The organism is bacterium (assembly GCA_035549195.1).
Taxonomy (GTDB): domain Bacteria; phylum Oederibacteriota; class Muellerivitia; order Muellerivitales; family Muellerivitaceae; genus DASZRK01.
In genome coordinates this window covers 12,604-31,919 of record DASZRK010000055.1, presented here as the reverse complement: position 1 = coordinate 31,919, position 19,316 = coordinate 12,604, and the positions used below count along the sequence as shown (strand labels likewise).

General features: G+C 60.2%; 21 protein-coding genes. 7 read left to right on the top strand and 14 right to left on the bottom strand.

The genetic code is table 11. The features are described 5' to 3' along the window. Positions 1–48: 48 nt before the first annotated feature. The 6 genes from pstB to VHE12_10170 all read right to left on the bottom strand — a co-directional run bounded on the left by pstB (position 49) and on the right by VHE12_10170 (position 6,029). Positions 49–795 carry a phosphate ABC transporter ATP-binding protein PstB gene (gene pstB / locus VHE12_10195; GenBank protein HVZ81145.1) on the bottom strand — a complete coding sequence of 249 codons (747 nt, stop codon included), beginning with the start codon at positions 793–795 and terminating at the stop codon, positions 49–51. A 152-nt stretch (positions 796–947) separates the two neighbouring features. Next, positions 948–1,799, bottom strand: coding sequence for a phosphate ABC transporter permease PstA (gene pstA / locus VHE12_10190; GenBank protein ID HVZ81144.1), 852 nt, complete (start codon positions 1,797–1,799; stop codon positions 948–950). A gap of 10 nt (positions 1,800–1,809) precedes the next feature. After that, on the bottom strand, positions 1,810–2,784 hold the full coding sequence (gene pstC, locus VHE12_10185) for a phosphate ABC transporter permease subunit PstC (GenBank protein HVZ81143.1): 975 nt from the start codon (positions 2,782–2,784) through the stop codon (positions 1,810–1,812). Positions 2,785–2,802: 18 nt separating this feature from the next. Next, the gene (pstS, locus tag VHE12_10180) at positions 2,803–3,810 is read right to left on the bottom strand and encodes a phosphate ABC transporter substrate-binding protein PstS (GenBank protein ID HVZ81142.1); all 1,008 of its coding nucleotides are present in this window, start codon (positions 3,808–3,810) and stop codon (positions 2,803–2,805) included. Positions 3,811–3,961: 151 nt separating this feature from the next. Beyond that, positions 3,962–5,209, bottom strand: a complete 1,248-nt coding sequence (locus tag VHE12_10175; GenBank protein ID HVZ81141.1) for a putative porin — start codon at positions 5,207–5,209, stop codon at positions 3,962–3,964. 280 nt (positions 5,210–5,489) lie between these two features. Beyond that, the gene (locus tag VHE12_10170; GenBank protein HVZ81140.1) at positions 5,490–6,029 is read right to left on the bottom strand and encodes a phosphatase PAP2 family protein; all 540 of its coding nucleotides are present in this window, start codon (positions 6,027–6,029) and stop codon (positions 5,490–5,492) included. Between the two features lie 194 nt (positions 6,030–6,223). Here VHE12_10170 and VHE12_10165 point away from each other — a divergent pair, with 194 nt between their 5' ends. From VHE12_10165 to msrB, 4 genes are all read left to right on the top strand, one after another. After that, positions 6,224–7,735: a Ppx/GppA phosphatase family protein gene (locus tag VHE12_10165; GenBank protein HVZ81139.1), complete on the top strand. Its 1,512-nt coding sequence runs from the start codon at positions 6,224–6,226 to the stop codon at positions 7,733–7,735. A gap of 198 nt (positions 7,736–7,933) precedes the next feature. Next, positions 7,934–8,623: a dTMP kinase gene (tmk, locus tag VHE12_10160; protein ID HVZ81138.1), complete on the top strand. Its 690-nt coding sequence runs from the start codon at positions 7,934–7,936 to the stop codon at positions 8,621–8,623. Beyond that, positions 8,620–9,393, top strand: coding sequence for a dTMP kinase (gene tmk, locus VHE12_10155; protein ID HVZ81137.1), 774 nt, complete (start codon positions 8,620–8,622; stop codon positions 9,391–9,393). The genes tmk (VHE12_10160) and tmk (VHE12_10155) overlap by 4 nt, the downstream gene beginning before the upstream one ends. 76 nt (positions 9,394–9,469) lie before the next feature. Further along, on the top strand, positions 9,470–10,006 hold the full coding sequence (gene msrB, locus VHE12_10150) for a peptide-methionine (R)-S-oxide reductase MsrB (GenBank protein HVZ81136.1): 537 nt from the start codon (positions 9,470–9,472) through the stop codon (positions 10,004–10,006). Position 10,007: 1 nt separating this feature from the next. Here the strand turns inward: msrB and VHE12_10145 are convergent, their stop codons facing one another. The 4 genes from VHE12_10145 to VHE12_10130 form a co-directional block, all read right to left on the bottom strand. Further along, positions 10,008–10,604: a hypothetical protein gene (locus VHE12_10145; GenBank protein ID HVZ81135.1), complete on the bottom strand. Its 597-nt coding sequence runs from the start codon at positions 10,602–10,604 to the stop codon at positions 10,008–10,010. A gap of 95 nt (positions 10,605–10,699) precedes the next feature. Beyond that, on the bottom strand, positions 10,700–11,209 hold the full coding sequence (locus tag VHE12_10140; GenBank protein ID HVZ81134.1) for a hypothetical protein: 510 nt from the start codon (positions 11,207–11,209) through the stop codon (positions 10,700–10,702). A gap of 157 nt (positions 11,210–11,366) precedes the next feature. Next, positions 11,367–12,671 (bottom strand): ATP-binding protein, encoded by a 1,305-nt coding sequence (locus VHE12_10135; GenBank protein HVZ81133.1) that lies wholly within the window; start codon positions 12,669–12,671, stop codon positions 11,367–11,369. 28 nt (positions 12,672–12,699) lie between these two features. Next, positions 12,700–13,383: a response regulator gene (locus tag VHE12_10130; protein ID HVZ81132.1), complete on the bottom strand. Its 684-nt coding sequence runs from the start codon at positions 13,381–13,383 to the stop codon at positions 12,700–12,702. A 205-nt stretch (positions 13,384–13,588) separates the two neighbouring features. Between VHE12_10130 and VHE12_10125 the strand changes: the two genes are divergently transcribed. After that, a complete protein-coding gene (locus VHE12_10125; protein ID HVZ81131.1) occupies positions 13,589–14,008 on the top strand; it encodes a hypothetical protein in 420 nt (139 codons plus the stop codon). Between the two features lie 47 nt (positions 14,009–14,055). Next, complete coding sequence (locus tag VHE12_10120; GenBank protein ID HVZ81130.1) at positions 14,056–14,766, top strand: PHP-associated domain-containing protein; 711 nt, start codon at positions 14,056–14,058, stop codon at positions 14,764–14,766. A gap of 3 nt (positions 14,767–14,769) precedes the next feature. Here VHE12_10120 and VHE12_10115 read toward each other — a convergent pair whose 3' ends face one another. After that, positions 14,770–15,498 carry a hypothetical protein gene (locus tag VHE12_10115; GenBank protein HVZ81129.1) on the bottom strand — a complete coding sequence of 243 codons (729 nt, stop codon included), beginning with the start codon at positions 15,496–15,498 and terminating at the stop codon, positions 14,770–14,772. Between the two features lie 180 nt (positions 15,499–15,678). Between VHE12_10115 and VHE12_10110 the strand changes: the two genes are divergently transcribed. Then, the gene (locus tag VHE12_10110; GenBank protein HVZ81128.1) at positions 15,679–16,650 is read left to right on the top strand and encodes an RluA family pseudouridine synthase; all 972 of its coding nucleotides are present in this window, start codon (positions 15,679–15,681) and stop codon (positions 16,648–16,650) included. A 93-nt stretch (positions 16,651–16,743) separates the two neighbouring features. Here the strand turns inward: VHE12_10110 and VHE12_10105 are convergent, their stop codons facing one another. Genes VHE12_10105 through VHE12_10095 form a run of 3 tightly spaced genes read right to left on the bottom strand, consistent with a single transcriptional unit; the run spans position 16,744 to position 19,223 of the window. Beyond that, positions 16,744–17,529 carry a class I SAM-dependent methyltransferase gene (locus VHE12_10105; protein HVZ81127.1) on the bottom strand — a complete coding sequence of 262 codons (786 nt, stop codon included), beginning with the start codon at positions 17,527–17,529 and terminating at the stop codon, positions 16,744–16,746. Continuing rightward, entirely contained in the window at positions 17,529–18,491 is a 963-nt protein-coding gene (locus tag VHE12_10100) for an alpha/beta fold hydrolase (protein HVZ81126.1), read from the bottom strand. The genes VHE12_10105 and VHE12_10100 overlap by 1 nt, the downstream gene beginning before the upstream one ends. A 30-nt stretch (positions 18,492–18,521) precedes the next feature. Further along, entirely contained in the window at positions 18,522–19,223 is a 702-nt protein-coding gene (locus VHE12_10095; GenBank protein ID HVZ81125.1) for an ROK family protein, read from the bottom strand. Between the last annotated feature and the right edge of the window lie 93 nt (positions 19,224–19,316).

Here is a 19,316-nt window from a genome sequence, read left to right as displayed (position 1 = left end):
CTCTTTCCTTCCAATTCCATACTTTCACTCGCCATTCTACACCCCGCCTCAGCCGAAACGGCCGGTGATGTAATCTTCCGTCAGTTTATTCTCGGGATTGGTGAACATCTTTTCCGTCGCGTCGTATTCGATCAGCTTCCCGTTGAGCATGAAGGCGGTCCGGTTCGAGACCCTGGCGGCCTGTTGCATGTTGTGGGTCACGATGATGATCGTATAGTTCTGGCGCAGTTCGTGGATCAATTCCTCGATCTTGGTGGTCGAGATGGGATCCAGGGCCGAACAGGGTTCGTCCATCAGCAGGACCTCCAGTTCAATGGCCAAGGCCCGGGCGATGCAAAGGCGCTGCTGCTGCCCGCCCGAAAGGGCCCCGCCGGCCTTGCCCAGCGAATCCTTCACTTCCTCCCAAAGGGCGGCCTTCCGCAGACTGCGCTCCACGACCTCCTCCAGGACCTTGCGGTCCCGCACGCCGTTCAAGCGAAGCCCCACGGCCACATTGTCGAAGATCGAAAGGGTCGGAAAAGGGGTGGGTTTTTGGAAGACCATCCCCACCCGGCGCCTGACCTCGACCGGATCCATCCGGGGATCGAAGATGCTCTGCTGTTCCAGGAAGATGTCCCCGGCGAATTTCGAGCCCGGGACCGTCTCGTGCATGCGGTTGAAACAGCGGATCAGGGTGGACTTGCCGCAACCCGAGGGCCCGATGATGGCGGTCACTTCCTTCTCGTAGATGGGCATGTTGACGTCATAGAGGGCCTGCTTGGTGCCGAACCAAGCGCAAACGCCCTCGGCCTTCATCTTGAGCTTTTTCTCGCCCGCAGGGGCATCCTGCCGGACGACTTCGACCTTCCGGACCTCGACCTTGCCTTCCTTGGAGTCCATTTTCTTTTTTTCCTTTTCAGGCCTTGCGGCGACCTCGTCGATCATGGGTCCCATCCTTCCCCTCCGAATTATCTTAAAGCGCTCCTGGGATTCTTGAAAAAGAGTTTTGCCGACAGATTGATGGTCAATACCAGTATCAAGAGCACCAAGGCGCCGGTCCAGGCCTGGTCCTGCCAGTCCTTGAAGGGGGAGATGGAATAGGTAAAGACCTGGACCGTCAACGACGCCGTGGGCTGGATCAACCCGTGGGGCCAATACTGGTTGTTGAAGGACGTGAAGAGCAGGGGCGCCGTTTCCCCGGCGATGCGGGCGATGGAAAGCAGGACCCCGGTCAGGATCCCGTTCTTGGCGGTGCGGATCACGATGGCCAGGATGGTCTGCCATTGGGGAACGCCCAAGGCCCAGGAGGCTTCCCGGATGGAGTGGGGCACCATCTTCACCAGTTCCTCGGTGGTCCGGGTCACGATGGGGATCATCATGAAGCCCAGGGCCACTCCCCCGGCCAGCGCGGAGAACCCGTGCATGGGGCGGACCACCAGGGAATAGGCCACGATGCCCGTCACGATGGAAGGCACCCCCGAGAGGACGTCCGAGGTGAAACGCACCAGCCAGGCGAATTTGTTCTTCTTCCCGTATTCGGACAGGTAGACCCCGGCCAGGATCCCGATCGGAAGACCGAGCAAGGAAGCCACCAGCATCAGCGTCAAGGTCCCCAGGATGGCGTTCCCCATGCCGCCGCCCGGAACGCCGACAGGCGTCGGCAGATGGGTGAAAAAGGTGAGGTCCAGGCGGTGGACCCCCTGGACCAACACATAAAGGATCAGGCTCACCAGCGGGATCATCGCGATGAAAGCCGCGGCCCCGCAAAGGAAGACCATGGCTCGGTCCAACCAAAGGCGGCGGGTCTGGTGATCGATCATCTTCGGGTCCTTATTTCTGGAATTTTGCGGCCGTGGCCCAAACCAGGAGGTTCGCGGCGATGTTCAAGACCAGTGTGATGACCATCAGGAGCAGGCCGATCTCCGCCAAAGCGGAGATATGCAGGTCGCTGGTGGCCTCGGAGAATTCATTGGCGATGACGCTGGCCATGCTGTGGGAAGGGGCCAACAGGTCGGCCACGATCTGGGGGTTGTTCCCGATCACCATGGTGACCGCCATGGTCTCGCCCAGGGCCCGGCCCAGGGCCAGCATGATGGCGCCCAGGACCCCGACCCGCGCGGGGCTCACCACGGCCAGCAGGATGGTCTCCCACCGGGTGGCTCCCAGGGCCCTGGCCGATTCACGATAGGGGTTCGGGACGGCCTCGAACACCTCCCGGCTGATGGCCGTGATGGTCGGGAGGATCATGATGGAAAGGATGATGCCGGCGGTCAGGAGGGACAGGCCCGTGGACGGCCCCTTGAAGAACGGAAGCCCGGTCTTCATCAGGATCGGGTCCACATGGACCCGCATGAAGGGCGCCAGAAGGAACATGCCCCAAAGCCCATAGACCACGCTGGGGATGGCGGCCAATATCTCGATCAGGAAAGCGACCGGGTCCCGCCATTTCATGGGCGAAAGCTCGGTGAGGAAAAGGGAGATGCCGATTCCGAAAGGCGTTGCGATCAGCAAGGCGAGGAAGGAGGAAAGCAGGGTGCCATAGACGAAAGGCAAGGAACCGAAGACCCCTTGGACCGGGTCCCAATCGGAGGAAGTGAGGAATTGCCAGCCCATCTTTTCGATGGTCGGCGCGGAGGCTTTCCACAACGTGAAGGCCGTCAGAACGGCGAGGAAAAGGATCAAAAAGGCGAAAAAGGCCGTGATACCCTCAAAGGCCTTGTCCGCGAAACCGGACTTTAAAAAGAACAACGAGGAGGTCCGGTTCCGGACCTCCTCGTTGCCTGTCAACTCGTTCGAACCGTTCAAGATGTTCTCTTTTCCCGATTACTGGATCAGATCGACTTTCTTCTTCACCCTGTCGATGATGGCGGAAGGCAGCGGCGCATAGTAAAGCTCCGAGGCCATTCCCTCACCCGTGGTCAGGTACCAGTTCAAGAATCCCTTGATGTCCGCGGCCTTCTCACCATAGCTCTTGTGGATGAGCAGCCAGGTGAAACCGCAGATGGGGTAGGCATCCGCGCCCGAGGCGTTGGTGATCATCACGCGGAAATCGGGGGGCATCTTCGCCCCGGCCACCGCGGCGGTGGTGGACGCCAAGGTGGGCTCCACATACTTGCCCGACTTGTTCTTCAGCATGGCGTAGGAGAGCTTGTTCTTGACGGCATAGGCCAACTCGACGTAGCCAATGGTGCCCGGGATCTGCGAGATGAGACCGGCAACGCCCTCGTTGCCCTTCCCACCCACGCCGACCGGCCACTTGACCGCGGTGCCGAAGCCGACCGTGGAGGCCCACTTCACGCTGACCTTGGTCAGGTAGTTGGTGAAGATGTTGGTCGTTCCGCTTCCATCGGACCGGTGGGCGACCGTGATGTTGAGGTCAGGAAGGTTCACCCCTTCGTTGATCTCGGCGATCTGCGGGTCGTTCCACTTGGTGATGGCGCCCATGTACATATCGGCCAGGACGGCCGGGGTCAGCTTCAACCCGCTGGACACGCCGGGGACGTTGTAGGCCAAGGCCACCGCGCCGGCGACCGTCGGGAAGTGCATGCAACCGTCCTTGATCTTCGCGACCTGCTCGTCGGTCAAGGGAGCGTCGGACGCCCCGAAGTCCACGGTGCCGTTGGTCATCTGTTGGATGCCCCCGCCGGACCCGATGGATTGGTAGTTGATGGCCGTCCCGGTCTTCTGGTTGTACTCATAGAACCACTTGGAGTAGATGGGATAGGGGAAAGTGGCCCCGGCTCCGTTCAAGGAACCGGCGTTGGCCAAGCTGGTAGCCGTCATGACGGCCGCCGCCAGGGCTCCTTTCAGGATGGTTTGCAGATTTTTCATTTTCGCTTCTCCTCGTTTGGATTTTAATTCTCGTTCGTACTTCAGATGTTACAGGGATGTTAACTAACCTTCCTGCCAACCCCCTTTTTAACGAGGGGAGAGGGGGCCGGCCCGGTTCCCTGACTACCGGGCGGCCCCAGGATGAAGTCGATTAAAGGTTGACGATGCAATCCAGGTAAGTGCGGAATTCCGGATTGTGCTTGCTCGCAGTGCTGATCAAAGCGTAATACTCCTTGCCATTGACCCACTGGGTCAGCTTCAAGGTCACACCCGGATCCAACAAGGTGGAGCAATATCCCGACAGATATTGGGTATTGGTCCGGCCGGAGTCGTCATCCACCAGGGTAGGCAACTGGGCATTCGGATCCACCTGGGCGGCGAAAACGCCAGCGGCGAACTCGCCCACCTCTTTGTTCTGGCCAAAGTCCACGCCCAACAACCAGGCATACTGGTTGGTGAAGGTCGAGCTATAGACATTGCCGGCGATGGGGAGGTTCATGCCGTTCAGATTGTCCGTCATGTGCAAGGTCCACTTCATGGGGACATCCCCCAGCTTGGACTTGAAGGTCAACATCCCTTCCACCACGTTGAAATCGCGGTAAACACCACCCGGGTCAGTGACGCCAGAGGTGAAAACGGTCGTGGACCCAAAACCCAATCCATTGGCGGCAAGAAGGGTGGTATTGGGAATGTACTCGTAGCCGACCATGATGCCCAAGGAATCCTTGTCCATCTTGATGTCATATTCGGCCTGAACGTTGTCCATGAAGAAGTCCCATTTTTGGGCAACCCCATTGATGGTGACCGGAGCTTGGTTCACCAGTTCAAAATAGGTCGCCCGGAGGGTGAAGTCGCTCTTCTGGAATTGGATCAAGGCGCCTTCCGGTTGGATATCCGGGTCCCAGGTGATGACCGACTTCGTCAAAGGGTTCCCCATTTTGCCGGCGGTGACAAGCAACATGCCGTTCGCGAAACTCGGCTTCCAATCGATCTGAGCGGTATCGATCGTCAAGAACGGGGTGACCATACCAGTGTCAAAAGTATTGTTCTGCGACCAAGGGGAATTGTTCGAGCCAGTGGCGATCCGGATCTTCCCAGTGAAATCCCCGGAAGTCATCGCGGCCCCGAAGCGGGCGCGATACCGACCCAGGCTCTGGTCGGCGATCGTGGTCCCAGCCGTGCTCGAGCTTTGGGCGATGAAGGCGTAACGAAGACGAACATCCCCGAAGAACTTCAGTTTCAACTGCTTATCAATGTCGTTCATGTGGGCGGACATGCTGCCCAACGCCGAATTGATATCGTCCATGGACGTACCTTCATCTTGGGCGGAAGCGGACGAGCCCAGGGGCAACGCCAGCATTCCGGCCATCAAAAGCGCCAGCAACCAAAAGCGTTTCATAACCTCTCCTTAGATCTTGTTTTTTTACGGCTCTCCCCGAAACGGGTTCATCAGTTCCCAGGTCGAAGGCGGGGTGTGGGGGTGGCTTAGCCTTCCAACATCATCTAAGGACCGGGCGGCCCGGCCTCCTTGATGATTACCCACGTCAGGAGACTTCCGGGACCTAGACCCACTTCAGGAAAAAATCTGGGCGAACTCTACAGGTAGGGGTCCCTCGAAACATTTCACCAAGGTTAAATCCGGGTTAAGTTTGGATGGACCTACCAAAAGAAAACCAGCTCTACGAAAGAAGCGAATGCACCCAATGGATCCCGGCGAAGGCGCTGCTGACCCCCAGGACCATCCCGGCCACCACATCGGTCGGATAATGGACGCCCAGGAACACCCTTGAAAAACCCACCAGGCAGGCCCAAAGGACCGCCGGGACCATCAGGAACGGGAATGCGCCCGAAATAAGGACCGCCATCAGGAAGGCCGCGCCCGTATGGCCGGAAGGAAAAGAGAATTCATCGGGCGGGACGATATGGAAATGAACGTTCGGTCTTTGAACGAAGGGCCTTGGCCGTTTGATGTTCTTTTTGAGGAGGTAATAGGCGGAAAGCTCCAACGCGAACCCGATCATTCCCGCCATGACCCATGGCAGTGTTTCCGGCCGCAAAAGAACGCCCAGGAACCCGAGGATCAGGAAGGAATAACTTTCGGCGCTGTGGGAAAGGACCCGGAAGAACGCTTTCCAGAAGCGGCGATGGGCGTTGTCGAAGACGCGCTCAAAGAGCCGCCCATCCCAAGCCGTGACTTTTTGCAGGATCCCCGAGGCCAAAGTTCCCCCTTTTCGTTGGGAGAAGGCTAGGGCCCCTATGTTTCCGAACGGTAAAGCGGCCATTAAAGCCCCGAAAACAAAGGAAGGACAAAAAGGCCCTAAAATCCTGAAGATTTAACATTGATCTCCATGCCCGCCCTTTTTTTCCTGATAAAATACGGCCTTTTCAGTCCCAACCCTCGAGAAGGCCCCTGATGCCCACCCTTTGCTCCATCGATGTCGGTTCCAACGCCATGCGGCTGGCCATTGGATTCATGGACCATAACCGCCAGCTCCACGTGGTCGAGGACCTTCGGGAGCCGGTCCGCCTCGGTCAGGATGTCTTCACCAAGGGTTATATAACGAAGGAAACCACCCAACGGGCCCTGGAAGCCTTCCGCCACTTCCGCGAGGTGATCGACCAGAATCGCGTCCTCAAGACCCGGGCCGTGGCCACCAGCGCCCTTCGCGAATCGAAGAACCGGGACGTCTTCATCAAGAAGGTCTTCCAGGCCACCGGGATCGAGCTCAAGACCATCACAGGCGAGGAAGAGGCCCTGCTGGTCTACCTGGCCGTCTCCAAGAAGATCCCCCTGGAGGGGCGCACCGCCATGCTGGTGGACATCGGCGGCGGCAGCGTCGAGATCACCCTGGCCCGCAACGGCAAGATCCTGGCCGCCGAGAGCTTCCAGATGGGGGCCGTCCGTCTCCTGCAGGTCCTGGAAAAGGAAAAATACGGCGAGAAGAAATTCAACCACATGGTCCAGGAATACGTGGAGGCCGCCCGGCGCCGTTTCAACGCCAAATTGTCCGGCCAAAAGATCGAGCTCTGCGTGGGCACCGGGGGCAACCTGGATGCCCTGCTCGACCTCAAATCCAGGCTCCTCCATAAGGAAGGATCCGGTTTCGTCACCCGGGCCGAATTGGACGCCCTTCTGACGCGCTTGCGGAAGATCCCCTACGACGAAAGGATAACGCGGCTGGGCCTCCGGCCGGACCGCGCGGATGTCATCATCCCCGCCACCACGGCCCTCCGCCAGATCATGGACGTGAGCCATAGTCCCCGGATCTACATCCCCAATGTGGGCGTGAAGGAAGGGCTCCTGATCGACATGGTCTCCGAGCTGCTGACCGGGAAGCCTCCCCTCCACCGTGACGAGGTCATGGAGTCCATCCAAAGGACCGGCCTCCGTTACGCCTACGATCAGGCCCATGCCGAGACCGTCTCGCGCCTGGCCTTGGACCTTTTCGACAAGACGAAGAAAATGCACCGCCTGGGGGACGAATTCAAACTGGTGCTGGAGGCCGCCGCCCGCCTCCACGATATCGGCCAGTTCGTGAATTACGCGGCCCATCACAAGCATTCCTACTATCTGATCAAGGCCACCCCCCTGATCGGTCTGAAGGTCGAGCAGGTCGAATTGATCGCCAATATCGCCCGTTATCACCGTAAGGCATTGCCCAAAGCCACCCACGAGAACTTCCGCCCCCTGGACCCCCGTCAAAAGGTCCTGGTCTGGAAGCTCGCTTCCCTGCTCCGCGTGGCGGACGCCATGGACCATGACCACTCGGGCCGGGTCCAGGAGTTCCGTATCCTTTCCACCCGCCCGCAATTCGCGATCCGGATGGTCGGCAAGGGCGACCTCCTTCTGGAACGCTGGGCCCTGATGAAGAAGTGCGACATGTTCGAGAAGACCTTCAAGGTCAAATTCGCCGTCAAAAGCTGACAAGGAACAGGGATAAACCCGGATGAATAAGGATAAAGGACCTAGTGATTTGACCAAGCAGGTGATCGGTTGCGCCTACAAGGTCAGCGACTTGATGAACTTCGGGCAGCCCAAGGTACGGATCCGGCGGTTCTCGAATCGCCTTTCTTCCCATCGCCGTCCATCGGCGTCCATCCCTGTTCCAAAGGAGTCTTGAGAATGCCCAAGTCCAACCAAGAGGTCGAAGGCAAACTGATCGCCGTGGAAGGCCTGGACGGGTCCGGAAAGTCGACCCAGATACGGCTCCTGAAGCGCTGGCTGGAGCTGGAAGGCTACAAGGTCTTCTTCACCGAATGGAACTCCTCCGAACTCGTCCGAAAGGCGACCCGCAAGGGCAAGAAGAAGAAACTGCTAACCCCCACCACCTTTTCCCTCATCCACGCCACCGACTTCGCCGACCGTTACGAGCGGCAGATCCTTCCCCTCCTGAAGGGGGGCTACCTGGTCCTGGCGGACCGCTACGTCTATACCGCCTTCGCCCGCGATTCGGTCCGGGGCTGCGACCGCGACTGGTTGCGCAAGCTCTACCGCTTCGCCCGGAAGCCCGACATCACCTTCTTCTTTGAGCTTCCCCTGGAGGTCGCCCTGGGCCGGATCCTGGAGGGACGCCCCGCCTTGAAATACCATGAGGCCGGCCTGGACATGGGATTCTCCAAGGACCCCTATGAATCCTTCCGGATCTTCCAGGGCAGGATCTACGAGGAATACGGCCGCATCTTCAAGGAATTCAACGCCGAACGCATCAACGCCACCGATCCCTCCGAACTCCAGCAGGCCCGGATGCGGGACGTCGTCAAGAAACTGATCGACCTCAAGAAATTCAAGCTCAAGCGGGGAGGCGCGGAATGAAGACCAAGCGTTTTTACGGCAAGGGCCTCCCGAACGTCGACCCGACCCAGCTCAAGGGGAACCTTATCGTCATCGAGGGGTCCGACGGGGCGGGACGTTCCACCCAGATCAGCTTCCTCCAGAACTGGCTCGAGCGGCGGGGTTATCCCACCGTGGTGGTGGGGCTCAAAAGGTCCGAACTGGTCGGCGAGGCCCTGGCGGAGGCCATGCACGGCAACACCCTGAACGCCCTGACCCTCAACCTTTTCTACGCCACTGATTTCGCCGACCAGCTGGAACGGGTCATCCTGCCTGCCCTCAAGGCGGGGTTCGTGGTGCTGGCCGACCGCTATATCTACACCCTCATGGCCCGGGACATCGTCCGGGGATCTTCCATGGACTGGCTCCGGGAGATCTACGGTTTCGCCCTGGAGCCCGACGCCGTCTTTTACCTCAACACCAGCCCCAAGACCCTGGCCGAGCGGAATTTCCAGAAACGGGGCTATTTGGACTACTGGGAATCGGGCATGGACATCCAGCGGGTCGGGAGCATGTACGATAATTTCATCAAGTACCAGAACAAGCTCCACAAGGTCTTCCTGGCCCTGCAGCGGGAGTACGGTTTCTTCAGCGTCGCCGCCTCCCGATCCCCCCTTTCGATCGCCAAGGAGATCCGGGCGCGGGTGGAGAAGATCCTCCTTTCCGACCGTCCCGCCGCCCCCGCCGTCCCTCCCAAGGAACCGGCGGCGCCGCCCGAAAAGTCCGCGGCCCCCAAGGAAACCACGAACTGACCCGGGGGTCGCCTGTAACCCCGCGGCCGGCCGTCCCGTAATCCTCAACGAAGATGAACGACCGAAGGGGGGTACCATGGACCGAAAGATAGTGGCTGGTTCCCTCGTCTTGGGCCTCCTGGCCTTGCTGCCGGGCGGCTCCGAGGCGAAGGCCAAGGCGAAGGAAAAGATCGGCATCAAGGGGTGCTATATGGGCAAGTGGAAGGGCGACAAGGTGGTCAAGACGGACGCCGAATGGAAGAAGGCGCTGACCCCCGAGCAATACGAGATCCTGCGCGGCCACGGGACCGAGAGGGCCTGCACCGGCCTTTACTGGAACAACCACGAGAAGGGCGTCTATCACTGCGCCGGGTGCGGGTTGGAGATCTTCGTTTCGGACACGAAGTTCGAGTCGGGCACCGGCTGGCCCAGCTTCTTCAAACCCATCTATCCGGAGAACATCGCCACCCGCGAGGACCACTCCTGGGGCATGGACCGGGTCGAGATCCACTGTCCCCGTTGCGGCGGGCACCTGGGCCATGTTTTCGAGGATGGTCCCCCGCCCACGGGCCTGCGCTACTGCGTGAACTCGGCCTCGGTCACCTTCGTCCCGGACTCCCCCGCCAAGAAGTGAACTAGGCCGTCCCGCCGGGCTCGCCGGGGGCCGCTTCCCCGGCGGGTCCCTCCGGGGTCCTCGGTTCCATGGCATCGATGGGTTCCAAAAGGGTCTTGAAGTAGTGGATGAAATGCTTGTGCTGAAGGTAAACGAACTCGAACAGCGTGTCATGCAGTTCGTAGTTCTTCTCGTTCCCCAACCGGCGCAGGAGGTCCTTCACGCAATAATAGCGGGGGCCCGGCCCGCCCGACTCCTCCTGTTCCTCCATCCAATGGACCTTGTATTTCTCCGACAGGTCCTGGACCTTCAGGCAGAGGTCCATCAGGTGCCCGCCGTCCCGGTAGGGGATCACGGTCTGGAGCCGCAGGTTCTCCACGATGTAATCGTCCACGATGTCCTGGCGGTCCTCCGCGTCGATCTGCCGTTCGACGAAGTCCTCCTTCAGGGTCTGGAAGAGGTTGCAGGCGTTGAGGGCCAGGATCTGCTCCAGGAGCTCCGGCGCGCCGACCGCGGCCAGGTTCTTGGCCTGGATCACGGCCAGGGTCTGTTGGACCCCGGTGACCTTGATCAGGTTCTTGGCGATCTTGAGGCTGGCGCCCTCGAACAAGGAAAACATGTAACCTCTTGGGCAAGGAATATTTTTCTCACGCCACACAGTCACTGGATTCTACCCAAGACCAGGCCCCGGCCCCAACAACTTACCCAAGGTCCTTAGGCCTGCGGGCGGGGCCTGCGGAAATGGGCCAGGAAATGGCTGTGCTGGACGTACATGAATTCGAAAAGGGCGTCACGGAGGTCCAACTGGTCCTCGGCCCCAAGGTGTTCAAGGACCGCCTTCACGCAAAAATAGCGGGGCCCCGGGTTGCCGGGATCCTGAGGGGTCCCGTACCAAAAGGACTCCAGTTCTTCGGCGGCCTTCAGGATATCCTGGCACTTTTCCATCAACTCCGCCCCATCCCGGAAGACCTGCAGGTCCTGGCGGCGGAGGGATTCCACGATGTAATCGTCCAGGATGTCCTGGCGATCCTCCTCCTGGACCTGGGCCTGGATATGCTCCAGCTTCAGGGTCCGGCTGAGGTTGCAGGCGCTCATGGCCAGGACCCATTTCAAGAGTTCCTCCGGAGGCGCGGTCCCGCCATGGCCCGCCGTCTTGAAAAGGGACAGGCTCTCCTCCAACCCCGAGGAACCGATCAGTTCACGGGCGACCTCAAGACTGTTCAATGCCGGCATCCCGGATAAGCGCGAACCATGATCCCAGCCTCCCCGAAGGCTTTTTCACCGCCCGGACCGGCCCAAGATCCGGCCGTCTCGAACGGACAGGGTCATTCTAAGGAAAGGACCGGGAAAAGATCGCCAAAAGAAGGCCCCCGAAAGGGGTTCAGTCCAGGGGAATGGCTAAAAGGATCGTAAAAGTGCTGCCCTTCCCTTCCTCGCTCTGCAGGACCACTTCCCCTTCCATTTTTTCGACCAGGTGCTTCACGATGGAAAGCCCCAGGCCGGTCCCGCCCGCCTCCCGGCTGCGGGAAACATCCACCCGGAAGAAGCGCTCGAAGACCCGGGCCTGGGCCTCTTTGGGGATACCGGGCCCCTGGTCCTGGACGAAAAGGGCGACCTTGCTCTGCGGCCTTTCCTCGGCGCCGATGACGATCCGGCTCTTCTCCGGCGAATACTTGATGGCGTTGTCCAACAGGTTCTCGAAGACGTGGAAGAGGCCTTCCCGATGGGCCTCCACCAGGGTGCGCGGCGGGACCTTGAGATCGATCCCGATGCCCTTGGCCTCCCATTTCGCCTTCAGCAGGTCCACCGCCTGCTGGGCGGTCTCGGCGACGTCCACCGCTTCGAGGGAAGTGATGAACATTCCGCTTTCGATGCGGGAAAGCTCCAGGACGTCGGTGATGAGGGCGTTCAACCGCTGGGCCTGGTCCGAGATCTTCTGGAGGAATTGGACCCGGTTCTTCTTGTCGTCCAGCGCGCCCGAGATCAACGTCTCGACGTAGCCCAGGATGGCCGTCAGGGGCGTCTTCAGTTCGTGGGAAACGTTGGCCACGAACTCGGTGCGCATGCGCATGAGGCGCTTGAAGGAAGTGATGTCGGAGAAGACCAGGATGTGCCCTAGGACCTGTTCCCGGTCCGTGCGCACCGAGGCCACGCTGACCGTGAAGGTCCGCTCCTCGGTCCCGCTGAACTCCATCTCGCCGACCGAAAGGCCTTCCTGCTTGGAACGGGCCAGGAGGTCGGCCAGGGCCGGGTGCCGGACCAACTCCAGGTAATGCTTCCCCAGGTGCGATTTTTCCGACCCTCCCAAGATCCTCTCCGCCGTGGGGTTCATCAGGACCACCCGGTCCGCCTGGTTCAAGAGGAGGACGCCCTCTCCCATGCTGTTGAGGATGACGTTGAGCATGGACTCGTTGGACCCCAGGCGTTCCAGCATCTCCTCGAAATTCCTGCCCGGGATGTAGACATCCCGCAGGCCTTCCGGTCCCTTGGGGACGCTTGCGGCCGTCGGTTCCGGGACCCCGGGGGACGGGGAGCCCTTCCACCCGGCGAAAGCCGCCGCGATGCCGGCGCCTCCCGCGAGGCAGGCCAGCCCGGCCCACCCTAAATAATGGAAGGAAAGGAATAGTCCCACCCCGGCGGGGAGGACCCAGACCAGGGGCGATGACGGAGGACGGCCTTCGGGCATGTTGGACCTTGGAGGGATCAGGAAGGGCTCAGGTTTCTTCCTTGAAGAGATAACCATATCCCTTCACGGTCTGGATGTGCTTTTGGTAGCCCCCCAGCTTCTCCCGGAGGCGGCGCACATGCACATCGACCGTGCGGGTGGTGCCGAAATAATCATAACCCCAAACATTGTTCAAAAGCACATCCCGCGACAGGACCCGCCCGGGGTGGGTGAGGAAATAATCCAAAAGCTCGAATTCCTTGGCGGTCAGGCCCAGTTTCTGGGTCTTGAGCACCACCTCGTGCTTGGCCCGGTTCAGGGTCAGGTCCTTGAACTTCTGGAGCACTTCCCCCTCGCCCGCCTTGCTGAAGCGCCTGAGCACCGCCCGCACCCGGGCCAGGAGTTCCTTGACCGAGAAGGGCTTGGTCACGTAATCGTCCGCGCCCAGCTCCAGGCCCACGATCTTGTCCGATTCCTCGCCCTTGGCGGTCAGCATCACCACGGGAATGTGGTTGGTCTTGGGGTTGGATTTGAGGGTCTTGCAGACGGTCAACCCGTCCACCTTGGGGAGCATGAGGTCCAGCAGGACCAGGTCGGGCATCTTCTCCGGGATCTTCTTCAGCGCGGCTTCCCCGTCCATCTCCGAAAGGACCCGGTAGCCGTCCTTTTCCAGGTTATAGGTCAAAAGCTCCACAAGGTCCTTCTCGTCCTCGACTACGAAAATCTGCTTCATGCCGGTCCCTCGATGCCGTCGGATGGGACGGATTATATCGAAGGGCTTCCGGGGCCATGTTAAAAACTTGTAAAACCAATTTACACGGGACGGAACGCTCTCCGCCGCGTCCAAAGACCGAGGATGGTTTTACGGTGAATTTACCCCGGCTTCGCCCCGGACTTTCGGGCAGGGCCTATCGTGGGCCGCATCGAAGGAGGTCGCGATGAAAAAGATCATGTTGATCGATTCGGACGTCGAACAACTCCGGACCCTGGACAAGGGCCTTTCGAACTCTTTCCAACTGTTGAATTGCAGCCGGGGCGAAAAGGCCCTGGACCTTTACCGCATCTTCCTCCCGCACGCCCTGGTCCTCGACCCCACCACTCCGGGCCTTCCGGAAAGCGGCTTCCTCCGTTCGCTCCGGGAGCTCCCCGGTGGCTACCGGATCCCGGTCCTGGCCTTGACCAGGATCCGCTCCACCCGGACCTTGGAGGATATCTTCCGCTGGAAGGTGGACGTGGTGCTTTCCAAGCCCTGCGCCGCCGAGCGCGCGGAAAAGAAACTGCGCGAGATGCTGGCCCATTTCCCCTCGAAGCCCGCGCCCGCCCGTCCCGAACCGGAAGATCTATTAACCTCGATTTAACGCCCGCTTGACCGCGCGTTGACCCCGCTTTTTTAACCTGTTCGCGAATGGCCAAGGCTGACCTACACCTTCACACCGACTTCTCCGACGGTCTCCACCCTCCCCACAGGGTCGTAAAAGCCGCCTCCCTCGCCGGTCTTCAGTTCATCGCCGTCACCGACCACGACACCATGGAAGGCGCTTTCCGCGCCAAGGAATACTCCCTTCGCCGGCCCGACCTGGGCGTCCAGGTCATCCTGGGCGAGGAGGTCAGCACCGTGAACGGCCATGTGATCGGCCTCTTCCTCCACGAATTCATCCCGGCCCGCCTCAGCGCCCGCCGCACGGTGGACCTGATCCACGAGCAGGGTGGCATCGCCATCCTGGCCCATCCCTTCCACGTCTATACGGGCAAACAGTACCGCCATCCGAAGGCGGTCGATATCATGGACGACATCCCCTTCGACGGGGTCGAGACCATCAATCACGGGGACGCCCTTTCCTTCTGGAGCAACAAGAAGGCCCAAAAGGTCATGGAAGAGAGGAAGCTGGCCCCGATCGGCTGCAGCGACGCCCATAATTCCCAGTTCATCGGGATGGCCTATACCGAATTCGAGGGCGACAAGGCCGAGGACCTGCGGGCCGCCATCCTGGCCCGCCGGACCCTGGCCAAATGCGACCGCCATTGGGGGGTCCGGGACATCCTGGTCCACCTGCGCGACGCCGCCCCGGTCCTCAGCCGTTATTCCAAGAAGATGTCCGAGATCCCCGCCCCTTAATCCCTACCAATGCTGGCATTGCGCCTTGAGGGCGGCATAGTTCTCCGGGGTGTCCAGTTTCGCCTGCTCGGCCTCCAACTCGTCCCGGAAACCCTGGAAGAGCGGGTCCGTGACCTGCGAAATGATCTCCGCCACCCGGGCCTTCCCCGCCTCGAAGGAAGCGGCCGTCACCGGACGGCTTTCCAAGGGTATCTCCAGGGAGTTCCCGATCTTGTCCCGGAAGATGCCCTCGTACTTCTCGTGGAGCGCCCGGTGGATCGCCACATGCTGGTTCTCGTGATCCAAGGTGGTCCGGTACTCGCAGGAGGCCTCCGGATAGGCGTTGGTCACATAGACGTTCAAGGTGTTGTATTCGAACTCCACCCGAAGGTCCTCCACCCAGACCCGGTACTCGTCCTTGAACCAGGCCTTGGACCACCCCACCTCGAATTGGGTCGCCAGGGAGAAGTCCGCCTGGGTGAGGCCATAGATATGGTAATGCTCCCCATAATCCCCTTTTCGGGCGATGGCCTCGATCTGGGCGGTGGAGAACACGTGGGAATAGGCCGGTTCGGCGAAATGGAACCGGTATTCCAAGGGAACGATGGCGTTGTTCCTCGGGTCGGCCAGGACATCCCGGCTCAACCCGCTGGTGCGGATGCTCAAGGCGTCCTGTCGCCAGTCGTAGACCAACCATCCCGCGAAGGGCACGATGAAGAGCAGGATCAGGAGGGCAAAAAGACGATTGTCCATGTTTCCAGCTTACCCCAAAATGACGGCGAAAACATTCGGGTGAAGTAGGACCCTTTACCGGTTCGCCGTCATCCCGAGGAGCTAAGCCGATAGGCTTGGTGAGCGACGCGGGGATCCCAGGTTTTTCCGGTCCAGGGACCGGGGCTCGCCATGACGGAAACCACAAACCACCGAGGAACGATGTCCGAAGAGACCCAACTCCGTTCGAAGGTTCCCGCCCATCTGGCCTCCTTGGGCTTGGTCGATTACCTCGCCAAGCGCTTCCGTTATCAAACAGCCGAAGCCTGGCACGACCTGATCCTCGAAGGCAAGGTGACGGTCAACGGGAATTCCGTCCCCCCGGAGACCATCCTTCGCCAAGGCGACCTGGTCTCCTATTCGGTCATCCTCCGGGAACCGCCCGTGGACCGGAACATCCGCATCCTGCATGAGGAGGGGACCTTCCTGGTCGCCGACAAGCCCGGCCAACTCCCTTCCCATGCGGACGGCAATTTCATCAAGAACACCTTCATTTACATCCTCGGGGAAATGCTCCGGTCCAAGGGATGGAAGGGCGAGGCGAAACTGGTGCACCGCCTGGACCGCGAGACCAGCGGGCTCATGGTCGTGGCCAAGGACAAAAAATCCCACCAGGCCTTGGTCCAGCAATTCGAGAAGGGACTGGTCGAAAAGGAATACGAGACGGTGGTGAAGGGCGACCTGGCCGAGGAGGGATTCGAGGTGGCCGGTGCCATCGGCCGGGATGAGCAAAGCGAGATCTCGGTCCGGCAGAAAGTCGTTCCCGAGGGGACGCCCTTTTCAAAACCGGCCCGGACCCTTTTCCGGAAGATCGCTGGCCTGAGGGGCTATACCCACCTACGCTGCATCCCCAAGACCGGCCGGACCAACCAGATCCGGGTCCACCTGGATTCCATCGGCCATCCGGTCGTCGGGGACAAGCTTTATGGAAGGACCGACGCCGAATTCCTCGCTTATCTTCGTCACGTCAAGGCCGGCGGGGACCCGGGTTGGAAAGGGGTCCTGGAAAGCGACCGGCAACTGCTCCACGCCTCGAAACTGGCCTTCGCCCACCCCGTCACCGGTCAAAAGATCTCGTTCGCCGCTGAATTACCCGCCGATATGAAAGACTTTATCGAAAATCACCAAGTTTGAACCACAGGGAACCCGGCGGTTACGGAGTTAAAGCCGTTTGGTTCAGGTCAAAAATCCTTCTCCGTGTTCTCCGTGCCCTCCGTGGTAAAAGCCTTATTTCTTAAGGACAGCCGCGAAGTTGCCGTCCTCCTGATCGAAAGCCTCGACGATCTTCATTTCCCGGTAACCCAATTCCTTCGCGAATCTTTCCAGATTATGGCGGCTGAAAAGATGCAGGTGTTCCCGGGGCTTCAAGGCGCCCCAATTCTCCCGTCTTTCCATGGCCAGCGGGTCCTGGGTATCCGGGGTTTGGACCAGCAAAAGTCCTTGGGGCGCCAGCATTTCGAAGATCCGGCTCATGTCCTTGCGGGGGTCCTCAAAATGCTCGATCACATCGATGGCGGAGATGGCATCGAACATGCCCGCCTTGAAAGAGGTTTGGGCTTCTCCGAAACCCGTCGAGTGGACCTGGTCCGCGAACTGCGGATATTGCTTTTTGAAAGGGATGGTCAACTCGGGCACCAGCTCCACCCCATGGACGTCCCAGCCCTTCTCGGCGGCCGCCGCCAGGAGGAACCCCTTATTGCAACCGATATCCAGGAAAACCCCGGCCGGGCAGGCCGAGTTCCGCATCACCTGGTCGAAGACGCGCCGCGCCCGTTCCATGGACCTTTCGAAGTTCTTGGCGCCCTGGAAGGAACGGAACGGCATGAAAAGCTTGCGCCGGAGGGATTTGAAGCCTCCCCCGTCATAGGACCCATAAAGCTTGTCCGGGGGCTCGATGACATCCACATAGACCAGGCCGCACCCGGGACATTTCAGGTAGTCGTGGTCCTCGACCTTGGCATAGGGGACGCCCTCTTTCCCGCAAAGGAAGCAGGGCCGGACGGTCCCGCCCATCAGACGGCCAAGAGGAACTTCATGGAAATGTCCGCCCAGCCCCTCAGGTATTCGTGGGAATAATCCGGGTAAATGACCGCTTCCTTCTTGGCCTTGATCCTGTTGAAGGCCGCGAACTGGGTGGAGGGCGGGCAGATGGGGTCCATCAGGGTGATGCCCATCAGCGTCTCCGCCTTGATGCGGGGCGCCAAGTGATGGACGTCGATATAGCCCAGTTTCGTGAATATCTCCTTTTCCTTCTCATGGAAAGGGTCGAAGCTGCGGAAGAAATATTGAAGTTCCTCGTAGGCGTCCTTGGCCAGGTCCATTTCCCAGACCCTCTGGTAGTCCGAAAGGAAGGGATAAAAGGGCGCGATGCGCTTGACCCTCGGTTCCAAGGCCGCGCAGGCCAGGGTCAGGGCCCCACCCTGGCTCCCGCCCCGGGCCGCCACCCGCTTCACGTCCACACCCGGCAACTCCAGAACGATCTTGGCCATCTGCGCGCAATCCAGGAAGATCTGCCGGAACAGGAGCTTTTCCGGCTCATCGTCCAAACCCCGGACAAAGTGTCCGCGCAGGGTCATCCCCTTGGTGCCGCCGTTGTCCTCCGAGCTACCGCCCTGGCCCCGGCAATCCAGGCTGACGACGGTGAACCCTTCCGCCACATAAGCCAACGCATCGGACCAATCCCCGGAATGGACGCTATAGCCATGGAAGGACAAGAGAACGGGTTGCGGGCCTTTCGCATGGGTGGGCCGGACCAACTTGGCGTGGATACGGGCCCCGCCCACTCCGGTCCAATAAAGATCGAAGAATTGGGCGTAAGAGACCGACAGGGTCTTGTTCGGCACGCTCTCGATCTTCGGATCGGTCTCCCGCATCGCCCTCAGCCCCTTCTCCCAAAAGGCATCGAAGTCCTTGGGTTTGGGGTTGATCCCCTTGTACTTCTTCAGCTTGGCCAACGGCATGTCGAGGACTGGCATGTTCCCTTCCTTATATGGGTGATATAGGGCCTACAGCGACCCTTCCTTTTGCTCCCAAAGCGCGATCCCGCCCAAGATCCCCGCTTCATTGGGAACGACCTTCGTGTTCTTCGCCAACTTGAAGTTCAACTCGCGGGCGTTACCCCCACCGATATAGACCAGGTCCGGGTTCAGGAGCGTGTTCAAAAGTTCCAAAGCGTGCCGCACCCGCTTGTTCCATTTCTTCCGGCCCTTCTTCTTGAGCACCTTGTCGCCGATATATTCGTTGTAGGTCTTGTTGTGCCAGGCCGGATGCTGGGCCAGTTCCATCCTCTGCATCAGCTCCCCGTTCTTGAAAAGCGCCGTCCCCACCCCGGTCCCCAGGGTCACCACCAATTCCAGCCCCTTCCCCTTCACCACCGCTAGGCCCTGCATGTCCGCGTCGTTGAGGAGCCGCACGGGCTTGCCCCATATCTTTCCCAGGGTTGTGCAAAGCGGGAACCGCGACCATTTCTCATCCTTGAAATGGGGGGCGGTGATGACCTTTCCTTCCCGGACCACACCGGGAAATCCGATGGAGACCCGGTCAAAGGCGGGCAAGGGTTCGACCAGTTGAACGAGGGCTTCCACCAGGACCTTCGGGGGGCAGGGATAGGGAGTGTCCATCCGGACCCGGTCCACCACCATCTTTCCGTTCCTATCCAGGACCGAGGCCTTGAGGCCGGTGCCCCCGATGTCGATGGACAGGGTCAAGGGGCCTTGGGCCGAGGTCTTTTTGGACTGTTTCAGGGTTTTCCTCCAGGCTTATTCTATGGGTGGGTATTTTAACCAACCGGCGAGCATAGG

Coding starts and splice junctions, on each gene's coding strand:
- VHE12_10120 (HVZ81130.1), top strand. CDS start 14,056: ATGGCCAAGGCTGACCTACACCTTCACACCGACTTCTCCGACGGTCTC.
- msrB (HVZ81136.1), top strand. CDS start 9,470: ATGGACCGAAAGATAGTGGCTGGTTCCCTCGTCTTGGGCCTCCTGGCC.
- VHE12_10135 (HVZ81133.1), bottom strand. CDS start 12,671: ATGCCCGAAGGCCGTCCTCCGTCATCGCCCCTGGTCTGGGTCCTCCCC.
- pstA (HVZ81144.1), bottom strand. CDS start 1,799: ATGATCGATCACCAGACCCGCCGCCTTTGGTTGGACCGAGCCATGGTC.
- VHE12_10145 (HVZ81135.1), bottom strand. CDS start 10,604: ATGTTTTCCTTGTTCGAGGGCGCCAGCCTCAAGATCGCCAAGAACCTG.
- VHE12_10115 (HVZ81129.1), bottom strand. CDS start 15,498: ATGGACAATCGTCTTTTTGCCCTCCTGATCCTGCTCTTCATCGTGCCC.
- VHE12_10105 (HVZ81127.1), bottom strand. CDS start 17,529: ATGGGCGGGACCGTCCGGCCCTGCTTCCTTTGCGGGAAAGAGGGCGTC.
- pstB (HVZ81145.1), bottom strand. CDS start 795: ATGAAGGCCGAGGGCGTTTGCGCTTGGTTCGGCACCAAGCAGGCCCTC.
- tmk (HVZ81137.1), top strand. CDS start 8,620: ATGAAGACCAAGCGTTTTTACGGCAAGGGCCTCCCGAACGTCGACCCG.
- VHE12_10165 (HVZ81139.1), top strand. CDS start 6,224: ATGCCCACCCTTTGCTCCATCGATGTCGGTTCCAACGCCATGCGGCTG.
- VHE12_10100 (HVZ81126.1), bottom strand. CDS start 18,491: ATGCCAGTCCTCGACATGCCGTTGGCCAAGCTGAAGAAGTACAAGGGG.
- VHE12_10110 (HVZ81128.1), top strand. CDS start 15,679: ATGTCCGAAGAGACCCAACTCCGTTCGAAGGTTCCCGCCCATCTGGCC.
- VHE12_10125 (HVZ81131.1), top strand. CDS start 13,589: ATGAAAAAGATCATGTTGATCGATTCGGACGTCGAACAACTCCGGACC.
- tmk (HVZ81138.1), top strand. CDS start 7,934: ATGCCCAAGTCCAACCAAGAGGTCGAAGGCAAACTGATCGCCGTGGAA.
- VHE12_10175 (HVZ81141.1), bottom strand. CDS start 5,209: ATGAAACGCTTTTGGTTGCTGGCGCTTTTGATGGCCGGAATGCTGGCG.
- VHE12_10130 (HVZ81132.1), bottom strand. CDS start 13,383: ATGAAGCAGATTTTCGTAGTCGAGGACGAGAAGGACCTTGTGGAGCTT.
- pstS (HVZ81142.1), bottom strand. CDS start 3,810: ATGAAAAATCTGCAAACCATCCTGAAAGGAGCCCTGGCGGCGGCCGTC.